The 21,634-nt window shown below is 73.2% G+C and carries 20 protein-coding genes and 1 tRNA gene; 9 read left to right on the top strand and 12 right to left on the bottom strand.

The window, feature by feature from the left end; all coding sequences use genetic code 11:
• The first annotated feature begins 126 nt into the window (after positions 1-126).
• Complete coding sequence (locus ACFRAV_RS11675) at positions 127-813, top strand: hypothetical protein (RefSeq protein WP_382553984.1); 687 nt, start codon at positions 127-129, stop codon at positions 811-813.
• A gap of 161 nt (positions 814-974) precedes the next feature.
• On the opposite strand, the gene ACFRAV_RS11670 is transcribed toward ACFRAV_RS11675, so the two are convergent.
• Positions 975-1,059 (bottom strand) — tRNA-Tyr (locus tag ACFRAV_RS11670).
• Between the two features lie 216 nt (positions 1,060-1,275).
• Between ACFRAV_RS11670 and ACFRAV_RS11665 the strand changes: the two genes are divergently transcribed.
• The 3 genes from ACFRAV_RS11665 to ACFRAV_RS11655 all read left to right on the top strand — a co-directional run bounded on the left by ACFRAV_RS11665 (position 1,276) and on the right by ACFRAV_RS11655 (position 3,684).
• Positions 1,276-1,764, top strand: a complete 489-nt coding sequence (locus ACFRAV_RS11665) for a YajQ family cyclic di-GMP-binding protein (RefSeq protein ID WP_351110766.1) — start codon at positions 1,276-1,278, stop codon at positions 1,762-1,764.
• A gap of 195 nt (positions 1,765-1,959) precedes the next feature.
• Positions 1,960-3,201 carry an APC family permease gene (locus ACFRAV_RS11660; protein ID WP_382553981.1) on the top strand — a complete coding sequence of 414 codons (1,242 nt, stop codon included), beginning with the start codon at positions 1,960-1,962 and terminating at the stop codon, positions 3,199-3,201.
• Between the two features lie 63 nt (positions 3,202-3,264).
• Positions 3,265-3,684 (top strand): YccF domain-containing protein, encoded by a 420-nt coding sequence (locus ACFRAV_RS11655; protein ID WP_351110770.1) that lies wholly within the window; start codon positions 3,265-3,267, stop codon positions 3,682-3,684.
• Positions 3,685-3,845: 161 nt separating this feature from the next.
• Here the strand turns inward: ACFRAV_RS11655 and htpX are convergent, their stop codons facing one another.
• From htpX to ACFRAV_RS11600, 11 genes are all read right to left on the bottom strand, one after another.
• Positions 3,846-4,709, bottom strand: a complete 864-nt coding sequence (htpX, locus tag ACFRAV_RS11650; RefSeq protein WP_351110772.1) for a zinc metalloprotease HtpX — start codon at positions 4,707-4,709, stop codon at positions 3,846-3,848.
• A gap of 421 nt (positions 4,710-5,130) precedes the next feature.
• Complete coding sequence (locus ACFRAV_RS11645) at positions 5,131-6,879, bottom strand: NADH-quinone oxidoreductase subunit N (RefSeq protein ID WP_382553978.1); 1,749 nt, start codon at positions 6,877-6,879, stop codon at positions 5,131-5,133.
• Complete coding sequence (locus ACFRAV_RS11640; RefSeq protein ID WP_382553975.1) at positions 6,876-8,471, bottom strand: NuoM family protein; 1,596 nt, start codon at positions 8,469-8,471, stop codon at positions 6,876-6,878. Before ACFRAV_RS11640 ends, ACFRAV_RS11645 begins: the two co-directional genes overlap by 4 nt.
• Positions 8,472-8,477: 6 nt before the next feature.
• A complete protein-coding gene (locus tag ACFRAV_RS11635) occupies positions 8,478-10,499 on the bottom strand; it encodes an NADH-quinone oxidoreductase subunit L (RefSeq protein ID WP_382553972.1) in 2,022 nt (673 codons plus the stop codon).
• Positions 10,496-10,954, bottom strand: coding sequence for an NADH-quinone oxidoreductase subunit NuoK (gene nuoK, locus ACFRAV_RS11630; protein ID WP_382553969.1), 459 nt, complete (start codon positions 10,952-10,954; stop codon positions 10,496-10,498). Before nuoK ends, ACFRAV_RS11635 begins: the two co-directional genes overlap by 4 nt.
• A complete protein-coding gene (locus tag ACFRAV_RS11625; protein ID WP_351110782.1) occupies positions 10,954-11,493 on the bottom strand; it encodes an NADH-quinone oxidoreductase subunit J in 540 nt (179 codons plus the stop codon). The genes nuoK and ACFRAV_RS11625 overlap by 1 nt, the downstream gene beginning before the upstream one ends.
• Positions 11,490-12,083, bottom strand: a complete 594-nt coding sequence (locus tag ACFRAV_RS11620) for a NuoI/complex I 23 kDa subunit family protein (protein ID WP_382553966.1) — start codon at positions 12,081-12,083, stop codon at positions 11,490-11,492. The genes ACFRAV_RS11625 and ACFRAV_RS11620 overlap by 4 nt, the downstream gene beginning before the upstream one ends.
• The gene (locus ACFRAV_RS11615; protein WP_382553963.1) at positions 12,083-13,048 is read right to left on the bottom strand and encodes an NADH-quinone oxidoreductase subunit H; all 966 of its coding nucleotides are present in this window, start codon (positions 13,046-13,048) and stop codon (positions 12,083-12,085) included. The genes ACFRAV_RS11620 and ACFRAV_RS11615 overlap by 1 nt, the downstream gene beginning before the upstream one ends.
• Positions 13,045-14,382, bottom strand: a complete 1,338-nt coding sequence (locus ACFRAV_RS11610; protein WP_382553960.1) for an NADH-quinone oxidoreductase subunit C — start codon at positions 14,380-14,382, stop codon at positions 13,045-13,047. Before ACFRAV_RS11610 ends, ACFRAV_RS11615 begins: the two co-directional genes overlap by 4 nt.
• Positions 14,379-14,978 (bottom strand): NADH-quinone oxidoreductase subunit B, encoded by a 600-nt coding sequence (locus ACFRAV_RS11605; RefSeq protein WP_382554050.1) that lies wholly within the window; start codon positions 14,976-14,978, stop codon positions 14,379-14,381. Before ACFRAV_RS11605 ends, ACFRAV_RS11610 begins: the two co-directional genes overlap by 4 nt.
• Positions 14,979-15,016: 38 nt before the next feature.
• On the bottom strand, positions 15,017-15,388 hold the full coding sequence (locus tag ACFRAV_RS11600) for an NADH-quinone oxidoreductase subunit A (protein WP_108954861.1): 372 nt from the start codon (positions 15,386-15,388) through the stop codon (positions 15,017-15,019).
• Positions 15,389-15,678: 290 nt separating this feature from the next.
• Between ACFRAV_RS11600 and ACFRAV_RS11595 the strand changes: the two genes are divergently transcribed.
• The 5 genes from ACFRAV_RS11595 (at position 15,679) to ACFRAV_RS11575 (ending at position 21,563) form a co-directional block, all read left to right on the top strand.
• Positions 15,679-16,959: a sensor histidine kinase gene (locus ACFRAV_RS11595; RefSeq protein ID WP_382553957.1), complete on the top strand. Its 1,281-nt coding sequence runs from the start codon at positions 15,679-15,681 to the stop codon at positions 16,957-16,959.
• 4 nt (positions 16,960-16,963) lie between these two features.
• On the top strand, positions 16,964-17,647 hold the full coding sequence (locus tag ACFRAV_RS11590) for a sensor domain-containing protein (protein WP_382553954.1): 684 nt from the start codon (positions 16,964-16,966) through the stop codon (positions 17,645-17,647).
• A 102-nt stretch (positions 17,648-17,749) separates the two neighbouring features.
• Positions 17,750-18,409 carry a response regulator transcription factor gene (locus ACFRAV_RS11585; protein WP_351111012.1) on the top strand — a complete coding sequence of 220 codons (660 nt, stop codon included), beginning with the start codon at positions 17,750-17,752 and terminating at the stop codon, positions 18,407-18,409.
• 186 nt (positions 18,410-18,595) lie between these two features.
• Positions 18,596-20,491 carry a 2-oxoacid:acceptor oxidoreductase subunit alpha gene (locus ACFRAV_RS11580; RefSeq protein WP_382553951.1) on the top strand — a complete coding sequence of 632 codons (1,896 nt, stop codon included), beginning with the start codon at positions 18,596-18,598 and terminating at the stop codon, positions 20,489-20,491.
• On the top strand, positions 20,484-21,563 hold the full coding sequence (locus ACFRAV_RS11575) for a 2-oxoacid:ferredoxin oxidoreductase subunit beta (protein WP_382553948.1): 1,080 nt from the start codon (positions 20,484-20,486) through the stop codon (positions 21,561-21,563). The genes ACFRAV_RS11580 and ACFRAV_RS11575 overlap by 8 nt, the downstream gene beginning before the upstream one ends.
• Positions 21,564-21,634 lie beyond the last annotated feature (71 nt).

Genomic DNA, 21,634 nt, shown 5'->3' with positions numbered 1-21,634 from the left:
CCGGCCACTATCCTTGCCGTCGCCTCGGGGACGGACGGAGCACGGCCCCGCCGAGGCCGCCGCCCCGCGTCCGCGGGACGGACCGCGAGCCCAGGACGATCGCCGAACCCGGGAGTGAGATCACCGATGGCCGAGCACGAGCCCTCCGTCACCGTGCGCCTGCCCGATACGTGGCTGTGGGCCGTCATCCTGTGCGGGGCCGCGCTCGGCCTGGGCGCCGCCTTCGCGGTGGGCCCGCTCGCCGACTGGATGATCGGGCGCTTCGACGGCGCTCCGGGCCCGCTCCGGCTGGCGGCGGCCCTGCCCCTCCTGTGGGCCGTCCCCGTGCTGACCCTCTGCGGCAGCGTCGCCGGGGCCTGGGTGGCGGACAGCTGGCGCAAGGAGAACCCCGTGGTCGAGGTCGGCGCCGCCGGCGTCGTCGTCCGCGACGCCTCCGGCGGCGGCCACCACGTCGAACGAGCCCTGCTGGCCGACGCGTTCACCGACGGCCGCGATCTGGTGCTGCGCGACCCCGACGGCCGGGAGCACGTCCGCACCCGGGTCGAGAGCGCGCTCGCGGGACGCCTGCAGGTCGCCTTCGAGCAGCACGGCTACTCCTGGCGAGGCACCGCCGACCCGCACGAGGCGGACTGGACCGACTGGGTCGACAACGGCCCTGGTCTCGACGAGAGCGCCCACACGCTGCTGCGGACCCGGCAACGGGCCCTCGCCGACCACCGCACCGGCACCGCCGACGAGGCCCGCGACGAACTCCGCACCCTCGGCATCACCGTGCGCGACCGGGGCAAGGCCCAGCAGTACCGCAAGGTCTGAGACATTCGTGGGCGGTCCACCAGGTCAGGCGACGGAGGAATTGCGGTGTCGTGCCGCATCGCTGCCCCGAACGCTCCTGCCCGTCGGGCCTCACTGAATGAAAGCAAAGCGAAACCCCCTCCGACCTGCCGTGAGGCTGATCGGAGGGGGCTCCGTTTGTCTGGTGGCGGCGCCAGGATTCGAACCTGGGAAGGCTGAGCCGGCAGATTTACAGTCTGCTCCCTTTGGCCGCTCGGGCACACCGCCTAGACGGTGCCACGAAGTCGAACCGGCTTGCGGCCGGGTCTCCCTCGCGACGTCGTAAACAATACCTGATGCCGAGGGGTGGTCCGCCACTCGATTGAGCGCGGTTCGCGGGACGGGGGATGGCTAGGCTTGGGCGGGCTCGGTCCGGGGCGTGATCCTCGGACCGGCGGCCCCGCAAGCACCCGACACAGACCCCGATGCAAGGAGCCACAGGACATGGCCGACTCCAGTTTCGACATCGTCTCGAAGGTCGAGCGGCAGGAGGTCGACAACGCCCTCAACCAGGCCGGCAAGGAGATCTCGCAGCGCTACGACTTCAAGGGCGTCGGCGCCTCGATCGCGTGGTCCGGTGACAAGATCCTGATGCAGGCGAACTCCGAGGACCGGGTCAACGCGGTCCTCGACGTCTTCCAGTCCAAGCTGATCAAGCGCGGCATCTCGCTGAAGGCGCTGGACGCCGGCGAGCCGCAGCTGTCCGGCAAGGAGTACAAGATCTTCGCGGACATCAAGGAAGGCATCTCCCAGGAGAACGCCAAGAAGGTCGCCAAGATCATCCGCGACGAGGGCCCCAAGGGCGTCAAGGCGCAGGTCCAGGGTGAGGAGCTGCGCGTCAGCTCCAAGAGCCGCGACGATCTGCAGGCCGTGATCACCCTCCTGAAGAACCAGGACTTCGACTTCGCGCTGCAGTTCGTCAACTACCGGTAGGCATCAGGTAGTTAGGCATGAGGTAGTTCGCGCAGCTCTGTCGCAGGGGCGCACCGTGGGTCAGGCCCGTGGTGCGCCCCTGCGGCGTTCGCGGCCGGCGTACCGCGGAGCGGGGCGGACCGTGCGGTGTCGGCCTGAGGACCGAGCCCGAGGACCGAGAGGACCCGGGGCGCCGTCGCCGGTAGCGTGCCCGGCATGACGGAGCAGGGTGGGCTGCGGCGGACGCTCGGGGTCGGGGACGCGGTCGTGATCGGGCTGGGGTCGATGGTGGGGGCGGGGATCTTCACGGCCCTCTCCCCCGCGGCGCGGGCGGCCGGTTCGGGGCTGTTGGCGGCGCTGGCCGTGGCGGGAGTGGTCGCGTACTGCAACGCGACGTCCTCGGCGCGGCTGGCGGCCGTGTACCCGGCGTCCGGCGGCACGTACGTGTACGGGCGGGAGCGGCTCGGGGAGTTCTGGGGCCACCTCGCCGGGTGGGCGTTCGTGGTGGGCAAGACGGCGTCCTGCGCGGCGATGGCGCTGACCGTCGGGGCGTATCTGTGGCCCGGGCGGGAGCGGGCGGTCGCCGTGGCGGCGGTGGTGGCGCTGACGGCGCTGGGGTACCGGGGGATCAGCAGGTCCGTCCGGGTGACGCGGGTGATCGTCGCGGTGGTGCTGGCGGTGCTGGCCGCCGTGGTGGTGGCGTGCCTGAGCGGGGACGGCGACGGTGGGACGGCCGGGCGGGAGCCGGGCGCGAGGGTGACCGCGGGCGGCGTTCTCGAGGCGGCGGGGCTGCTGTTCTTCGCGTTCGCCGGGTACGCGCGGATCGCCACGCTGGGCGAGGAGGTGCGGGACCCGGCGCGGACCATCCCGCGCGCGATCCCGCTGGCCCTGGGCGTCACGCTGGTCGTGTACGCGGCGGTGGCGGTCGCCGTGCTGTCGGCGCTCGGGGCGGGCGGACTCGCGGAGGCGGGTGCGCCGCTCGTGGAGGCGGTGCGCGCCTCCGAGGCGGGGTGGCTGGCACCGGTGGTGAGGGTGGGCGCGGCGGTGGCCGCGCTGGGGTCGTTGCTGGCTCTGCTGCTGGGCGTGTCGCGGACCACCTTGGCGATGGCCCGGGACGGGCACCTGCCGAGGCCGCTGGCGGCCGTGCACCCGCGCTTCCAGGTGCCGCATCGGGCCGAGCTCGCGGTGGCCGCGGTGGTCGCGGTGGCGGCGGCCACGGTGGATCTACGGGGCGCGATCGGGTTCTCGTCGTTCGGGGTGCTGCTGTACTACGCGATCGCCAACGCCTCCGCCTGGACGCTCAACCGGTCGGCCGCCGCCCGCGTCCTTCCCGGTGCGGGGCTGGTCGGCTGCCTGGTCCTGGCCTTCACGCTGCCGGCCGCCTCGGTGGTCGCGGGCGCCGGTGTCGTCGCGGTCGGGGCGCTCATTCACGCGGTCCGGCGGACACTGGTGAAGTAGGCCTCTGCCGGATCCGTCGTCCGCGCGACGTGCGGCGACGTACATGAGCGAAGGGGTACGACCGTGAAGCCGGTCAATCTGGTGCTCAACATCCTGTGGGTCGTGTTCTGCGGGTTCTGGATGGCGCTCGGCTATCTGGTCGCCGCGCTGATCAGCTTCGTGCTGATCGTCACCATCCCGTTCGGCATCGCCGCGCTGCGGCTGGCGGGGTACGCCCTGTGGCCGTTCGGGCGGACGACCGTGCCGAAACCCACGGCGGGCGTGGGGTCGGCGATCGGGAACGTGGTGTGGGTGATCGTGGCCGGCTGGTGGCTGGCCCTCGAGCACTTGGTGCTCAGCATCCCGCTGTTCGTCTCGATCATCGGCATCCCGTTCGGCTGGGCGAACATCAAGATGATCCCGATCTCGCTGATGCCGCTCGGCACGGAGATCGTGCCCGTGGAGCAGGCCGAACGGGCGCGGGTGGACGACCGCCGCTGGTGACCGCGTACGGGCGCGGCGCGGGCGTGCACCGCGGGCGTGCACGGCGGGCGTGCGCAGCGGCTGAGAGTCCGCCGAGGGCCGCACCGTGCCGAGGCGCTGCCGAACTGCCGAAGCGCTGCGGAGACCGCCGCACCGCGGCCGAGGAACCGGCCGCGGTGCGGTCAGCCCCGGCCGCCGCCCATGGTTTCCAGGCGGGCGATGCGCTCGGCCATGGGCGGATGGGTGGAGAAGAGCTTGGAGAGGCCCTCGCCCGGGCGGAACGGGTTGGCGATCATCATGTGGCTGGCCGTCTCGATCTTCGGCTCCGGCGGCAGCGGCAGCGCCTTCGTGCCGGCCTCCAGTTTGCGCAGCGCACTGGCCAGGGCCAGCGGATCGCCGGTGAGGCGGGCCCCGTCGGCGTCGGCCGCGTACTCCCGGGAGCGGCTGATGGCGAGCTGGATGACGGACGCGGCGAGCGGGCCGAGCAGCATGATCAGCAGCATGCCGAGCAGGCCGGGGCCGTCGTCGTCGTCCGAACGGCCGATCGGGATCAGCCACGCGAAGTTCACCAGGAACATGATCACCGAGGCGAGCGCGCCGGCGACCGAGGAGGTGAGGATGTCCCGGTTGTAGACGTGGCTGAGCTCGTGCCCGATCACGCCGCGCAGCTCACGCTCGTCGAGGATGCGCAGGATGCCGTCGGTGCAGCAGACCGCGGCGTTGCGCGGGCTGCGGCCGGTGGCGAAGGCGTTGGGCGCGTCGGTCGGCGAGATGTAGAGCCGCGGCATGGGCCGGCGGGCCTGTATGGAGAGCTCGCGGACGATCCGGTAGAGGCCGGGGGCCTCGAATTCGCTGACCGGGCGGGCCCGCATGGCGCGCAGGGCCAGCTTGTCGCTGTTCCAGAAGGCGTAGGCGTTGGTGCCCAGCGCCACGAGGACGGCGACGATCAGGCCGTTGCGGCCGAAGAAGCTGCCGATGACGATGATGAGCGCCGACAGCCCCCCGAGGAGGACCGCGGTCCTGAGTCCGTTGTGCCGACGGTGCACGGTACGCCCTCCAAGTGGTGCGGCGGGGGGAGCCCCTGGTGCGGCGCGTCCAGTGGACCCTTACGTACAGGTCAACGCGGTGCGGGCGGTCGCAGTTCCCCACGCCGGTCCTCGGTGGAGTACCCCGGCGTGACGCGGTCGCACGTGGTTCGGCGGGACCGGCGTGGCGCGGGCGCGGACGGTTCGGACGGGCAGGTGGGGACCGGCGGTCCCCGGGCGCGCGCATCCCGCAGGGGCCGGCGGGGACCACAGGGCGCCCGTCCCGCGAGGACCGGCGCACCACGGACGCACGCGTCCCGGCCGGTCCCCGGAGGGCCGGGCGCTCATGGTTCGGAAGGGGCGGGCGGGACCGGCGTCGGGCGGCGGTCCGGAGGGGGAGCGGGGGCGGGCGGAGAACGAGGCCGCCGGCCGGGCCGCGCGGTCAGAAGAGGGCGACGCCGGTGAACCGGAGGATCAGCTGGGGGGCGGCGGACAGGGCGAGGGCGAGCAGGCCGGTGATCACGAGGGCGACGGTCAGCGGGGCCGATCCGGGGAACGCCATCGGCTCGGCCACGGCGCCGGCGGGGCTCGTCCCGGCGGGGGCCGCCGCGTCCGGGGAGGTCCTCCCGTCCGGGGCTGGAGTGCCCGCTGTGCCGGAAGCCGCGTCCGACCCCGGGGCCGCGCCACCGGAGGCCACACCGCCGGAGGCCGCCCCACCGCCGCCCACCGACGCCGCCGCGGGCACCGGAGCGGACGCCCCCGCGTCGGCGGCCGGGACCGCCCCCGTGCGCGGCGTCGCTCCCTCTCCCGTCGGGCGGAAGAGGAGCGCCGTCCAGCGCAGGTAGTAGACCAGCGCGATCACCACGTTGACCGCCATCACGACGGCCAGCCAGCCCATGCCCGCCTCCACCGCCGCGCCGAAGACGGTCACCTTGGCGAAGAGCCCGACGATGCCCGGCGGCAGTCCGGCCAGGCAGAGCAGGAAGAAGGCCATCAGCAGCGCGGTGACCGGGCGGGCGGCGTACAGGCCGCGGTGGTCGTCGACCCGTCCCGCCGGGCGGACCCGGCCGACCAGGGCGACGACGGTGAACGCGCCGAGGTTCACCGCGGCGTACATCAGGGCGTAGGCGAGGGTCGAGCCGACCGCCCGTGCGGGCTCGTCGGTGTAGGCGGCGGCCGCGACCGGGACCAGCAGGTAGCCGGCCTGGCCGACGGAGGACCAGGCGAGCAGCCGGACCGCGCTGCGCTCCCGGTCGGGACGCTGGCGCATCGCGCCGACGTTGCCGGCCGTCATGGTGAGGGCGGCCAGCAGGGCGAGGACCGGTCCCCACACCGGCGCGTACGACGGGAAGGCGAGGAGGGTGACCAGGATCAGGCCGGTGAAGCCGACCGCCTTGCCGGTGACCGACAGGTAGGCGGCGACCGGCAGCGGGGCGCCCGCGTAGGTGTCCGGGACCCAGAAGTGGAAGGGCACGGCGGCGGTCTTGAAGGCGAAGCCGACCAGGGTGAGGACCACCCCGGCGCGGGCCAGGGCCGCGAACTGCCCGTCGACGTGCTGGATCTCCTCCGCGACGACCGTCAGGTGCATCGATCCGGTGACCGCGTAGACGAAGCTGACGCCGAGCAGGCTGACCGCGGTGGCGGTCACCGAGGAGAGGAAGAACTTGAGCGCGGCCTCGGAGGAGCGGCGGTCGCCGTGCCGCAGGCCCACCAGGGCGAAGGCGGGGAGGGAGGCCACCTCCAGAGCCACGATCAGGGTGGCCAGGTCGCGTGAGGCCGGCAGCAGGGCTGCGCCGGCGGCCGAGCTGAGCAGCAGGAACCAGTACTCGCCGGCCGGAAGCCGCCGGGCCTCGTCCCTGAGCGCCGTCATCGACAGCAGGGCGGCGAGCAGTGCCCCGCCGAGCACGATCAGCTGCACGACCACGGTGAAGCGGTCGGCGACGTAGCTGCAGACGCCGGGGTCGGCGGTCAGGCAGAACGTGGCGCGGTCGCCGTCGAGGAGCGGCAGCAGCAGGAGCAGGCCGGCGGCGAGGGCGGCGACGGAGATCCACCCCATGAGCGCCTTGCGCCGCTCGGGGAGGAACAGGTCGGCGACCAGGACCACCAGGGCGGCCACGGCGGTGAGGGTGGGGGGCGCGACGGCGGTCCAGTCGACGGACTGGACCACGCTCGCGGCGGCCAGGGCGCTCATCGGGGGCCTCCTGCGAGGAGCTGCTGGACGGCCGGGTCGGTGAGGCCGAGGAGCACCTTCGGCCAGAGCCCGGCGAGGACGGTGAGGACCACCAGCGGGGTCCAGGCGGCGAACTCGTGGCCGCGGACGTCGGCGAGGAGCGGCACGGCGTCCGCCTCGCGCGGCGGCTCGCCCATGCAGACCCGGCGGACCACGATCAGCAGGTAGGCGGCGGTCAGCAGGGTGCCGAAGGCGCCGACGGCCATGAAGACCAGGTACGCGGGCCGGCTGAGGCCCGCGGCCGGGTCGAAGGCGCCGAACAGCGCGAGCATCTCGCCCCAGAAGCCGGCCAGGCCGGGCAGGCCCAGGGAGGCGACGGCGGCGAAGGCGAGCAGTCCGCCCAGGCGGGGCGCCCGGCCGTACAGCGCGGCGCCGGTGGCCCGCACGCCCTGGGCGGCGAGGGTGTCGAGGTCGGTGGTGCCGGTGCGGTCCTTCAGGGCGCCGACCAGGAAGAAGAGCAGGCCGGTGATCAGTCCGTGGGCGACGTTGGCGAACAGCGCGCCGTTGACGCCGGTGGGCGTCATGGTGGCGATGCCGAGCAGCACGAAGCCCATGTGACCGACGGAGGAGTACGCGATCAGGCGCTTGAGGTCGCCCTTGGCGCCCTTGCGGGCCAGCGCCAGGCAGGCCAGAGAGCCGTAGACGATGCCGACGACGGCGAACGCGGCCAGGTAGGGCGCGAAGACCTCGAAGCCCTCGGGGGCGGCGGGGAGCAGGATGCGGACGAAGCCGTAGGTGCCCATCTTCAGCAGCACGCCGGCCAGCAGCACGGAGCCGACCGTGGGGGCGGCGGTGTGGGCGTCGGGCAGCCAGCTGTGCAGGGGCCACATCGGGGTCTTCACGGCGAGGCCGAGACCGATCGCGAGGACCGCGACGACCTGCGTGGTCACGGTGAGTGACCGGTGACTGTCAGTGGCGAGTGCCACCATGTCGAATGTGCCCGCCTTGATCCCGATCAGGAGCAGGCCGAGCAGCATGACCACGGATCCGAGCAGCGTGAACAGGACGAACTTCCAGGCCGCCGCCGAGCGGCCCGCGCCGCCCCAGCGGGCGATCAGGAAGTACATCGGGATCAGCACGGTCTCGAAGGCGAGGAAGAACAGCAGCAGGTCGAGGACGGCGAAGGAGGCGAGGGTGCCGGTTTCCAGCACGAGCAGCAGGGCGACGAAGCCCTTCGGGGAGCCGCCCGGGGGCCGGTTGAAGTACGAGTGGAGGGCACAGAGGAAGGTCAGCAGGGCGGTGAGCACCAGCAGGGGGAGCGAGATGCCGTCGACGCCCAGGTGGATCCGCACGTCGAGGGCGGGGATCCAGCTGATGTCGGTGGTGGCCTGCATGGTCTGTGGCCGGCTGTGGTCGAACCCGGCGGCCAGGGCCAGCGCGGCCAGCAGGACGACGCCGGTGACGGTCACGCCGTGCCGCAGCACGGCCTGCTCGGGGGACTTCCCCTTCAGCCCGGGCGGAGCCGGGAGGAGGGCGGCGGCGGCCCCGAGCAGCGGGATCACCACGATCAACGCGAGAAGGGCCTGCATCACGGACTCGTTGATATCGATCACGCCTGCTCACGCTCCCGAGACGGCGAGGACGACGGCCACCGTGAGGACCACGGTTCCGGCGAGCAGCGCGCTCACATAGGTCTGGAGGTTGCCGGTCTGTGCGCGCCGCACGGCCGCGCCCAGCAGCCTGGGCAGGGCGGCGGCGCCGCGCACGTAGGTCTCGACGACCTCGCGGTCCAGGAAGCGCACCAGTGAGGCCGCGGCGTTCACCGGGCGGACGAAGGCGGCGCGGTAGAGGGCGTCCAGGTGGAAGCCGACGGCCGCGTGGCGGTGCAGCGGACCCAGCAGGAGCCGTCCGGGGTCGGCGGGGTCCGGCGCGTCCGCGACGTCGCCGTAGGCGGGGGCGTGGCTCGCGATGGCCTCCGCCTCGACCTGGCCGGGGTCGGCGTCCGGGTGGGCGGCGACCGCGCCGAGCGGGGTGCCGCCGGCGAAGGCGGTGGTGTGCCGCCAGGTCGCGTAGGTCACCACGCCGCCGACCAGGGCGATGCCGGTGGCGAGGACGGAGGTGGCCCAGCCGGGGGCGAGCGAGCCGCCGCCGAACCAGTCGGGCAGCACGCCGTAGGCGGCGCCGAGCCCGAGGGAGGGTACGGCCAGGACCCACAGGACGGCGGTCATGGTGAAGGGCTGCCTGCCGTGTGCGGGGACCTCGGCGCCGCGGCCGCGGAAGGCCCGCAGCCACAGGCGCGTCGCGTAGGCGGCGGTCAGCAGGGCGGTGAGCAGGCCGGCCACCAGCACGATCCACCCGGCGGCGACCGGTCCGTGGCCGGTGGCCGCGTGCTCGGCGGCGACCAGCACGGCCTCCTTGGAGAAGAAGCCGCTGAACGGCGGGATGGCGGCCAGCGCGAGCAGGCCGATCGTCATCGTCCAGTAGGCGTCCGGCACGCGGGCGCGCAGGCCGCTCATGCGGGACATGGCGGCCAGGGAGTTGGTGCCGGCGGCGTGGATCAGCACGCCCGCCGTGAGGAACAGCAGCGCCTTGAAGGCGCCGTGGGTGAGGAGGTGGAACGCGGCGGCGGCGCGGTCGCCGGCGGCCAGCGCGCCGGTCATGTAGCCGAGCTGGCCGATGGTCGACCAGGCCAGGACGCGTTTGACGTCGTCCTGCGCCAGGGCGGCGAGGGCCGAGCCGACCATGGTGACGGCGGCCATCACGGCCAGCACCAGCATGGCGGCCTGGGACGCCTGGAAGAGAGGGAGGAGCCGGGCCACGAAGTAGATGCCGGCCGCGACCATGGTGGCGGCGTGGATCAGCGCGGAGACGGGCGTGGGGCCCGCCATGGCGTCGGGCAGCCAGGTGTGCAGCGGGAACTGGGCCGACTTGCCGGCCACCCCGGCCAGGAGCAGCAGGGCGATCAGGGTGGGGTGGTCGATCCGTTCGACGGCCGCGAAGGTCGGGGTGCCCGGATCCAGGGCCGTGTTGCGGACGGCGTCCAGGATCGAGGTGATCCGGAAGGAGCCGGCGTCCGCGGCCAGCGCGAACAGGCCGATCAGGAACGGGACGTCACCGGCCTTGGTGACCAGGAAGGCCTTGAGGGAGGCGGCGCGCGCCTCGGGGGTCTCCCAGTAGTGACCGACCAGGAAGTAGGAGCAGATGCCCATGACCTCCCAGCCGACCAGCAGCACCATCAGGTCGCCGGTGTAGACGACCAGCAGCATGGCGGCGGTGAAGAGGGAGACCAGCGCCGCGTACGAGGGGTAGCGGGCGTCGTGACGGAGATAGCCGGTGGAGTAGATCTGCACGCAGGCCGAGACCAGGGTGACCAGTACGGCGGCGAGGGCCGCGAAGCCGTCGATGTGCAGGGCCAGGTCGATCGGCACGGAGCCGGTCGGGGTCAGCTCGGTCACGGCGTCGATCGGCTTCCCGCCGCCCTGGCGCCAGGCGACCGTCGCGGCGACGCCGAGGGAGGCGAGCACCGGCAGCACGGCCAGCGGCCGGGCGAAGCCGGGGGCGACACGGCCGAGCAGCAGTCCGGCGACGGCGCCGAGGAACGGCAGCAGGGGGACGAGGACGGCGAGGGTGATCGTGCTCATGCGGCGGCCCCGGTCTTGTCGCCCGTCGCGGCCGCGGCCGGGCCGGCGGAGTCAGGGCCCGCACCCGGGCCCCCGTCGCCGCCGTCGGCGTGGCCGCCGTCCACGTCGCCGTCCACGGGGCCGCCTTCGGCGGTGTCGCGGAGGCGGTCGATGTCGGCGGTGCCGCGGTTGCGGTACACGGCCAGGACGATGGCCAGGCCGATGCCGATCTCGGCCGCGGCGATGGCGATGGTGAACAGGGTCAGCGCCTGTCCGGCGTGGAGGGTGTCGTGGGGGAGCGCGGCCTCGGCGGTGCGGCTCAGCCAGGCGTCGAAGGCGACGAGGTTGAGGTTGACGGCGTTGAGCATCAGCTCGACCGACATCAGCACCAGGATCGCGTTGCGGCGCGCCAGGACGCCGTAGACGCCGGTGCAGAAGAGCAGCGCCGACAGGACGGCGGGATACGCGAGGTGCATCAGCGCTCGCCTCCTTCGGCGGCCCGCTTGCGGGAGAGGACGATGGCGCCGACCAGGGCGGCCAGCAGCAGGACCGAGAGCGCCTCGAAGGGCAGCACCCAGTGCTGGAAGAGGGACTCGCCGGTGGCCTTCGTGGTGCCGGCGGAGGCTCCGTCCAGTTCGATCCAGGTGGTGCGGAAGGCGTCCACGACCACCCAGACCAGGGCGGCCGCCGCGGCCACGGCCACGCCGAGGGCGACTCCGCGGTTGCCCGAGTCGGCGTCCGGGGAGCGGCCGATGGGCGCGCGGGTCAGCATCAGGCCGAACAGGAGCAGCACGACCACCGAGCCGATGTAGATCAGCACCTGCACCCAGGCGATGAACTCGGCGGTGAGCAGCAGGTACTCGACGGCGAGGCCGCCGAGCGCCACCACCAGCCAGAGGGCCGCGTGCACCAGTTGGCGGGTGGTCACGCTGACGATCGCGGAGCCCAAGGTGACCACGCCGACCAGGACGAACGCGATCTCCACCCCGGTGGGCGAGAGGAATCCGTGGCTCACGGGGCCTTCCCCTCCTCCGGCGTGTCCGTCCGCGTCACGGGCCGGGCCTCGGTCTGCCGCAGCTTGTCCGCCGTGCGACGGGCCGCGGCGATCTCCTTGGGCTCCTCCGCGCCGGCGTCCAGCGCGGGCGGGGCCGGGACGGTCCACATCCACTCGCGGAGCTTGTCCCGCTCGTGGGTGAGTTCGCGGATGTCCGTCTCGGCGTACTCGAACTCCGGGGACCAGAACAGCGCGTCGAAGGGACACACCTCGATGCAGATGCCGCAGTACATGCAGAGCGCGAAGTCGATGGCGAACCGGTCGAGGACGTTGCGCTGCCTCTCGCGGCCGCCGGGCGCGGCCGGGGGCACCGTCTCCTTGTGGGAGTCGATGTAGATGCACCAGTCCGGGCACTCGCGGGCGCACAGCATGCAGACCGTGCAGTTCTCCTCGAACAGGCCGATCACCCCGCGGGTGCGGGGGGCGAGTTCGGGCTGGACGTCGGGGTACTGCGCGGTGACGGTCTTCCGCATCATCGTGCGCAGGGTGACGGCCAGTCCCTTGGCCAGCCCGCTGCCGGGGATGCCGGGGGACGCCGGGGCGGACGGCATTACGGGATCACCACCTTGACGACGCCGGTGAGGGCGATCTGGGCGAGGGCGAGCGGAACCAGGAAGGTCCATGACAGCTTCTGCAACTGGTCCTCCCGCAGCCGGGGGTAGGTGACGCGGAGCCAGATGACCACGAAGGCGAGGACGGCGGTCTTCAGCAGCGTCCAGAACCAGCCGAGGCCGTCGCCGCCGAACGGGCCGTGCCAGCCGCCGAGGAACAGCACGGTGGTGAGGCCGCAGAGGACGACGATGCCCGCGTACTCGGCGAGCAGGAAGAACGCGAAGCGCAGGCCGGTGTACTCGGTGTACGCGCCGAAGATGATCTCCGAGTCGGCCACCGGCATGTCGAACGGCGGGCGCTGGAGCTCGGCGAGGCCGGCCACGAAGAAGACGACCGCTCCCACGAGCTGCCAGGGCAGCCACCACCACGCGAAGGCGCCGGCGATGCCGGAGAGCGAGACGGTGCCGGCCGCCATGGCCACGGAGGCCGCCGCGAGCAGCATCGGGAGCTCGTAGGAGAGCAGCTGTGCGGCCGTGCGGAGTCCGCCGAGCAGGGAGAACTTGTTCGCCGACGCCCAGCCGGCCATCAGCGAGCCGAGGACTCCGACGCCCATCACGGCGAGCGCGAAGAAGATGCCCGCGTCGACGGCCTGGCCGACGGCGTCGCCCGGGCCGAGCGGGATGACCAGCAGCACCAGCAGGTACGGCAGGAGGGCGACGGCGGGGGCCAGCTGGAAGACGCGACGGTCGGCGCCGGCCGGGACGACGTCCTCCTTCTGCACGAACTTCACGCCGTCGGCGACGAGTTGGGCCCAGCCGTGGAAGCCGCCGGCGTACATCGGGCCGAGGCGGCCCTGCATGTGGGCCATCACCTTGTGCTCGGTCTGTCCCACGACCAGGGGAAGGACCAGGAAGGCGGCGAGGACGGCGAGCAGGCGCAGGGTGACGTCGAGCGCGTCGGTCACTGTCCGCCTCCCTCGGGGTCGTCGGTCTGTCGGTCGTCGGTCTGGGGGGCGTCGGCCTGTCGGTCGTCGGCGTCACCGCTCCCGGTGGAGCCGTCCGGCTCCCCGCGCTTCTCGTCGAAGGCGGGCTTGGCGTGGTGCCACGGGGCGTCCGGGCTGCGGGGTGCGGAGCGCGGCCGGCGGGGCGGCCGGGGTGCTTCCTCAGCGCGGGCCTCCCCCTCCTCCCGCTGCGACGCGGACCCACCCGAGGCGGACCGGGCCCTCCGCGGACCGGCGGGCCGCGCCCCTTCGGCGCCGCCCGTCTCCGCGGGCCGCGTCTTCTCGGCACCGCCCGAGTCCTCACGCCGCGTCCCTTCGGCGGTGCCGCCGGGCTCCGCCGACGGCCCGGCGCCCGCCGCCTCGTCACGCTGCGATGCGGACCCCCCGGACGCGCTCCGCGCCCGGCGCGGACCTGCCGGTGCCGCCGGGGCTTCCGGCCCCTCGGCGGGACCGCCCGCCTCGTCACGCCGCGACGCGGACCCGTCCGCCGCCTCCCGCTGCGAGGCGGAACCCTGGGACACGCTGCGGCTGCGTCGCGGGGTCGCCGGGGTCTCGGCCGCCGGGGCGGAAGGGACGGAAGGAGCGGAAGGAGCGGCCGGGGCGGAAGGAGCGGCCGGGGCGGAAGAAGCCGCGGGCGCCGTCGCGGACGCGGCGCCCTCCGTCGCGGTGCGGGTGCGGCGCGGGCGGTCCGCTCCCGCCGCCCGGCCCGCGCCACGGGCCGGGGCGGCCGGGAGGGTGCCCTTCAGCGGGCCCCATTCGTTCGGGTCCGGCACCCCCGGCGGCAGCATCTGACGCCGCTTGGGTCCGCCGTGATCGGATTCCCCCGGTTCCTTGGCCCCCGGCCACGCCTTGGCCACCCGCGCCGCCAGGACGAAGTCCTTGCGCAGCGGGTGCCCCTCGAAGCCCTCCGGCAGCAGCAGCGGCTCAAGGCCGGGGTGGCCCTCGAACCGCACGCCGAACATCTCGTGGGTCTCCCGCTCGTGCCAGGCCGCGCCCGCGTAGACCTCGACCGCGGTGGCCAGCACCGGGGCGTCGTGCGGCACGGTGGTGCGCAGCAGCAGCCTCCGCACCGGCCCGAGGGCGACCACGTGGGCGCAGACCCGGAAGCCGGCGCCCGGCTCGTCGACCGCGCTCAGCCAGTCGAAGAAGGTGCATCCGAGCCGGTCCCGTGCCACGGTCAGCGCCTCGGTCCAGGACCCTGGCGGGACGTCGACGGTCAGGACCTCGTACGACTCGTGCGCCTCGGCCCCGTCGCCGAAGAGCGCGTCCGCCGGCTCCGGCAGCCACCCGTCGCTCATCGCGTCCCGTCCCCCTCCGTGACCGGCGGCCGGACCAGCCCGCTGTTCAGGGCCGCGGCGGAGGGGCGGGGTGCCGCGCCGCCCCTGCCGTACCGCTCCCCCAGCGACTCGCGGGCGATCTTCTCCTGGAGCTTGATGATCCCCTGCAGCAGCGCCTCGGGCCGCGGCGGGCAGCCCGGCACATAGACGTCGACGGGGACGATCTGGTCGACGCCCTTGGTGACCGAGTACGAGTCCCAGTACGGGCCGCCGCAGTTGGCGCAGGCGCCGAAGGAGATGACGTACTTCGGCTCCGGCATCTGCTCGTAGAGCCGCTTCACCGCGGGCGCCATCTTGTCGGTGACGGTGCCGGAGACGACCATCAGGTCGGCCTGGCGCGGCCCCGGCGCGAACGGGATGACGCCCAGCCTCATGAAGTCGTGCCGCGACATCGACGCGGCGATGAACTCGATGGCGCAGCAGGCGAGTCCGAAGTTGAAGACCCAGAGCGAGTAGCGACGGCCCCAGTTGAGGACCACCTTCATCGGCTCCGGCGCGAGGCGGGACAGCACGCCCAGCTTCCTGGGCTCGGGCAGCACCGTCGGCTCGGGCAGCATCACGGGCTCGGCCACGGAGCCGTCCGCGGCGGCGGGGTTCACGTCCACTCCAGGACGCCCTTCCTGTAGGCGTACAGCAGGCCCACGGCCAGGAAGCCGAGGAAGAGGAACATCTCCACGAGGGTGGCGGCGCCGTATCCCGGCGCGTCGAAGACGGTCGCCCAGGGGAAAAGAAACACCGAGTCCACCGCGAAGATCACATAGAGGAACGCGTAGACGTAGTAGCGGACCTGGGTGTGCGCCCAGCCCTCGCCGACGGGGTCGACGCCGCACTCGTAGGTGAGCAGTTTCTCGGGCGTCGGCACCACCGGCCGCAGCAGGCGTGCCGCACCGAAGGCGACGGCGACGAACAGCACCCCCACCACGGCGAGGAGGCCGACGACCGAGTAGGACGGGAAGTAGTCGGGCACCTCGGTCCTCGCTCCTCACGTCAGGTTGCCTCGGAAACATGCGCAACGGGAGTCTAGGCCCTGGGTCCTCGCCCCGGTCCGGGTGCGGTGGTGGGGTTTCGGTCGCGGAGTTCCGGTCGCGGGGTTCCGGTCGCGGCGCGGGCGGCACGCCCCCCGGGCGGGAGGTCCCCGCGTACCCCCAGGGCTCCCCGACGGCTCCCGACGGCTCCCCGGGGGTGGGGTTATCCCCCCGTGCCGCTCGGCGGGCCGCCTCATGGCGCGGGCACGTCCCCGCGCGGCAGTCTGGCCCCATGACCACCGAACCGACACCGGCCCCGGTCCCGGCCCCGGTCCCGCCGCCCCCGGCCCAGCCGCCGGGCCCGCTCCCGGCCCAGCCGGCCGACGGGCTCCCGGCCCAGCTCCCGGACGGCGACCGCCTCCCCCCGGCCCGCCTGGCCTACGACCCCTACACCTGGCGGGAGATCGCCTACCTGCTGAGCAACCTCCCGGTGACCGTGGTCGGCTTCACCTACGTCGCGGTGGTGCTGCCGACCGGCGCGGGGCTGGCCGTCACCGCGATCGGGCTGCCCCTGCTGGCGCTCTCCCTGATGGGCGCCCGGCTGCTGGGCCGGCTGGAACGCGGCCGGGCCCGCGGCCTGCTGAAGCTGCGGATCGACGAGCCGAGCCCGCTGAGCTCGCACAGCCGCTCCGGCAACTTCTTCACCCGCCTGTGGAACGCGCTCAAGGACCCGGTGGGCTGGCGGTCCATGCTGTACCACGCGATCCGGCTGCCCTGGGGCATCCTCACCTTCACGGTGACGCTGACCGGCCTGTTCGTGCTGTGGCCGGTGCTCCCCTACGTGGTCCGCGGGATGACGGCGGTGGACCGGGCGATGGTCCGCGGGCTGCTCTCACCCTCCCCGGACCTGGAGCGGCGGATCGCCGAACTGGAGTCGGACCGCGGCGTGGTGGTGGACACCGCGGCGGCCGACCTGCGGCGCATCGAGCGCGACCTGCACGACGGCGCGCAGGCCAGGCTGGTCAACCTGGCGATGGGGCTCGGTCTCGCCAAGGAGAAGCTGCTGGAGGACCCGGAGACCGCGGCCGCCATGGTCGACGAGGCGCACGGCGAGGTGAAGCTGGCCCTGCGGGAGCTGCGTGACCTGGCCCGCGGCATCCACCCGGCGGTCCTCACCGACCGCGGCCTGGACGCGGCGCTCTCCTCGGTGGCGTCCCGCTGCACGGTCCCGGTGCGCGTGTCGGTGGACCTCCCCGTCCGGCCGGCCGAGGCGCTGGAGGGCATCGCCTACTTCACCGTCTCCGAGCTGCTGCAGAACATCAGCAAGCACAGCGCGGCCCGCGGCGCCTCGGTGGACGTGTGGCGTGCCGAGGACCGGCTGATGCTCCAGGTGCACGACGACGGCCGGGGCGGGGCCCGCCCGGACGCCGGCTCCGGCCTGGCGGGGCTGGCCGAGCGGCTGGACGCGGTGGACGGCGTGCTCGTCGTCGACTCCCCGGAGGGCGGCCCCACCACGGTGACCGCCGAACTGCCCTGGCGGGACAGGCCCGTCACATTCACGAAGGAAGGCTGACGTCATGACCGCCGTCCACCCGTACAGGCGTGCCGCGCGCCGGCCCGCCGTGCTGGCTCCGCTGATGGAGCCCGCGACCCCGCTGGCCGTGCTCCACTCGCTGCTGAACCTGCCGGTGGCGATCGTGCTGTTCACCTACGTGGTGACGGCCGTGTCGCTGGGCGCCGGGCTCCTGGTCACCGTGGTGGGCCTCCCGGTGCTGGTGCTGGCCCTGGCCGGCTGCCGTCTGCTGGGCTCCGCCGAGCGGGCCCGGGTGCGGCTGCTGCTGGGCGAGCGGGTCGCCTCCCCCGAGCCGCTGACGCCGCGCGGTGACGCGCCGCGGCCGGTCGCCTGGTGCGGCGCGGTGCTGCGCAGCGGGTCGACCTGGCGGCAGGCCCTGTACGCGCTGGTGCACCTGCCATGGGCGGTGGTCTCGTTCACCGTGACGGTGACCCTCTGGTCCCTCGGCCTCGGCATGCTCTCGATGCCGCTCTGGTACTGGACCCTGCCGGTCGACGACCGGGCGATCCACTTCCTGGACGAGGCCGGTCCGGCCTGGCTGGGGTCGACCCCGGTGGAGCTCGCCGTGACCTGCCTGCTGGGCGCGGTGTTCACGCTGGCGGCCGCCTGGGCGGCTCGCGGCATGGCGGTGGTCGACACGACGCTGGCCCGCGGCCTGCTCGGGCCGTCAGGCCGGAAGACGATCTAGCCCGAGAAAGGGCGGGAAGCGGCGGCGGGGGGCGGGAAACGCCCACCGCCGCCGCGCGGTTGCTGAAATGCTGGACCCGTGGAGAACGTGGAGGACAACAGCGTGCGGGTGGTCATCGCCGAGGACTCGGTGCTGCTGCGGGAGGGGCTGACGCGGCTGCTCACCGACCGGGGCCACGAGGTGGTCGCGGGGGTCGGCGACGGGGAGGGTCTGGTGAAGACCGTCTCCGACCTCGCCGCCCGGGGCGAGCTGCCCGACGTGGTGGTGGCCGACGTGCGGATGCCGCCCACCCATACGGATGAAGGCGTGCGGGCCGCCGTCCGCATCCGTGTCGATCACCCCGAGGTGGGGGTCCTGGTGCTGTCGCAGTACGTGGAGGAGCGGTACGCCACCGAGCTGCTGGCGAGCTCCAGCCGGGGTGTGGGGTACCTGCTGAAGGACCGGGTCGCCGACGTGCGGGAGTTCACCGACGCGGTGGTCCGGGTGGCGCGGGGCGGGACGGCGCTGGACCCGGAGGTGGTGGCCCAGCTGCTCGGGCGCAGCCGCCGGCAGGACGTCCTGGAGGGTCTGACCCCGCGCGAGCGCGAGGTCCTGGGGCTGATGGCGGAGGGACGCACCAATTCGGCGATCGCCCGCAGGCTCGTGGTCAGCGACGGCGCGGTGGAGAAGCACGTCAGCAACATCTTCATGAAGCTGGGCCTGTCCCAGAGTGACGGGGATCACCGCCGGGTTCTAGCGGTACTCCGGTACTTGAACACATGACCGATGTCACTCTGAACCGAGGGGTCCTTGTTGACAAATTGTCAACAGGACGGCTCCCCTCCCGCTTCGCGCCATACGGTGCGGAGCGAATGACATAGGAAGGCAGCCCTTACAGACTTAGGGTTGAAGCGGGAGCGGCCGGCCGAAGGCGACTCCCGTACTTGCCGCCCAGGGAGGTCCAGTTCAGTGACCAGCCAGGTCAGTACAGAGCGTGAACCGGCAGCGGTGAAGGACGTCCGCAGGCTGGAACGGGTGGTCATCCGGTTCGCGGGTGACTCGGGTGACGGAATGCAGCTCACCGGCGACCGTTTCACCTCGGAGACGGCGTCCTTCGGCAACGACCTGTCGACCCTGCCCAACTTCCCCGCCGAGATCCGCGCCCCCGCAGGCACCCTCCCGGGCGTCTCCTCCTTCCAGCTCCACTTCGCGGACCACGACATCCTCACCCCCGGCGACGCGCCGAACGTGCTGGTCGCCATGAACCCGGCCGCGCTCAAGGCCAACCTCGCCGACCTGCCGCGGGGCGCGGAGATCATCGTCAACACCGACGAGTTCACCTCCCGCGCCCTGCAGAAGGTCGGTTACGCCGTCGACCCGCTGGACGACGGCACGCTCGACGGCTACCAGGTGCACCCGGTGCCGCTCACCACCCTGACGGTGGAGGCGCTGAAGGAGTACGGCCTCACCCGTAAGGAGGCAGAGCGCAGCAAGAACATGTTCGCGCTCGGGCTGCTGAGCTGGATGTACCACCGGCCGACCGAGGGAACCGAGGCGTTCCTGCGGAAGAAGTTCGCGAAGAAGCCGCAGATCGCCGAGGCGAACATCGCGGCCTTCCGGGCGGGCTGGAACTTCGGCGAGACGACGGAGGACTTCGCCGTCTCCTACGAGGTGGCCCCGGCGTCGAAGGCGTTCCCGCCCGGCGTCTACCGCAACATCTCCGGCAACCTGGCGCTGTCCTACGGCCTGGTCGCCGCCGGGCGGCAGTCCGGGCTGCCGCTCTACCTGGGCTCGTACCCGATCACCCCGGCCTCCGACATCCTGCACGAGCTGAGCCGGCACAAGAACTTCGGCGTGCGCACCTTCCAGGCCGAGGACGAGATCGCCGGCATCGGGGCGGCGCTCGGCGCGGCCTTCGGCGGCTCGCTGGCGGTCACCACGACCTCCGGGCCGGGCGTGGCGCTGAAGTCGGAGACGGTGGGCCTCGCCGTCTCGCTGGAGCTGCCGCTGCTGATCGTGGACATCCAGCGCGGCGGCCCGTCGACCGGCCTGCCCACCAAGACGGAGCAGGCGGACCTGCTCCAGGCGATGTACGGCCGCAACGGCGAGGCGCCGGTCCCGGTGGTCGCCCCGCAGACCCCGGCGGACTGCTTCGACGCGGCGCTGGAGGCGGCCCGGATCGCGCTGACCTACCGCACCCCGGTCTTCCTGCTCTCCGACGGCTACCTCGCCAACGGCAGCGAGCCGTGGCGGGTGCCGGACGTGGAGGACCTGCCGGACCTGCGGGTGGAGTTCGCCGACGGGCCGAACCACACCACCGAGGACGGCGTCGAGGTCTTCTGGCCGTACAAGCGCGATCCCGAGACGCTGGCCCGCCCCTGGGCGGTGCCGGGCACGCCCGGTCTGGAGCACCGGATCGGCGGCATCGAGAAGCAGGACGGCACGGGCAACATCTCCTACGACCCGGCCAACCACGACTTCATGGTCCGCACCCGCCAGGCCAAGATCGACGGCATCGCGGTGCCCGACCTCGAGGTCGACGACCCGGACGGCGACGCCCGGATCCTGGTGCTCGGCTGGGGCTCCACCTACGGCCCGATCACGGCGGCGGTCCGCCGGCTGCGCGGCATCGGCCACCCGGTCGCCCAGGCCCACCTGCGACACCTGAACCCGTTCCCGGCCAACCTCGGCGAGGTGCTGCGGCGCTACGACAAGGTCGTGGTCCCGGAGATGAACCTGGGCCAGCTCGCCTCGCTGATCAGGTCGAAGTACCTGGTCGACGCCCGTTCCCACACCCAGGTCAACGGCATGCCGTTCAAGGCGGAGCAGCTCGCCTCGGCGCTGAAGGAGGAACTCGATGCCTGAGACGTCCGGGACCACCGCGTCCGGCAACGCCCTGCTGTCGCTGGTCCCCAAGGCGGTCGGCCGGCAGTCCATGAAGGACTTCAAGTCGGACCAGGAGGTCCGCTGGTGCCCCGGCTGCGGCGACTACGCGGTCCTCGCCGCCGTACAGGGCTTCATGCCGGAGCTGGGGCTGGCGAAGGAGAACATCGTCTTCGTCTCCGGCATCGGCTGTTCCTCCCGCTTCCCCTATTACATGAACACCTACGGGATGCACTCCATCCACGGGCGCGCCCCGGCCATCGCGACCGGGCTGGCCACCTCGCGGCAGGACCTGAGCGTGTGGGTGGTCACCGGTGACGGCGACGCGCTCTCCATCGGCGGCAACCACCTGATCCACGCCCTGCGCCGGAACGTCAATCTGAAGATCCTCCTCTTCAACAACCGGATCTACGGACTGACCAAGGGGCAGTACTCCCCCACCTCCGAGCTCGGCAAGATCACCAAGTCGACGCCGATGGGCTCGCTGGACGCCCCCTTCAACCCGGTGTCGCTGGCGCTGGGCGCGGAGGCGACCTTCGTGGCGCGGACGGTGGACTCCGACCGCAAGCACCTCACCGAGGTGCTCCGGCAGGCCGCCGCCCACGAGGGCACGGCACTGGTGGAGATCTACCAGAACTGCAACATCTTCAACGACGGCGCCTTCGACGTGATCAAGGACCGTGAGCAGGCGCAGGAGGCGGTGATCCGGCTGGAGCACGGGCAGCCGATCCGCTTCGGGGCCGACGGCGCCAAGGGCGTGGTGCGCGACCGGGCCACCGGCGACCTGGTGGTCGTCGAGGTCACCCCCGAGAACGAGGGCGACGTGCTGGTCCACGACGCGCACGCCACCTCGCCGACCACCGCGTTCGCGCTCTCCCGGCTGGCCGACCCGAACACCCTGCACCACACGCCGATCGGCGTGCTGCGGTCGGTGGGCCGGCCGGTCTACGACGCGCTCATGGCGCGGCAGCTCGAGGACGCCGTCGAGCGGCAGGGCGAGGGTGACCTGGGCGCGCTGCTGGCGGGCGGCGACACCTGGACGGTCGCCGGCTGAGAGCCGACCGGGAGCCGGCCGGGAGCCCGCTGAGCGCCCGCTGAGCGCCCCGCGCTCCGGCGCACCCCGCC

Origin of the sequence: Streptomyces sp. NPDC056600, from assembly GCF_042792855.1 — a bacterium.
GTDB lineage: Bacteria > Actinomycetota > Actinomycetes > Streptomycetales > Streptomycetaceae > Streptomyces.
The sequence above is the reverse complement of the archived record's forward strand: the minus strand, read 5'-3'. Positions and strand labels throughout refer to the sequence as shown.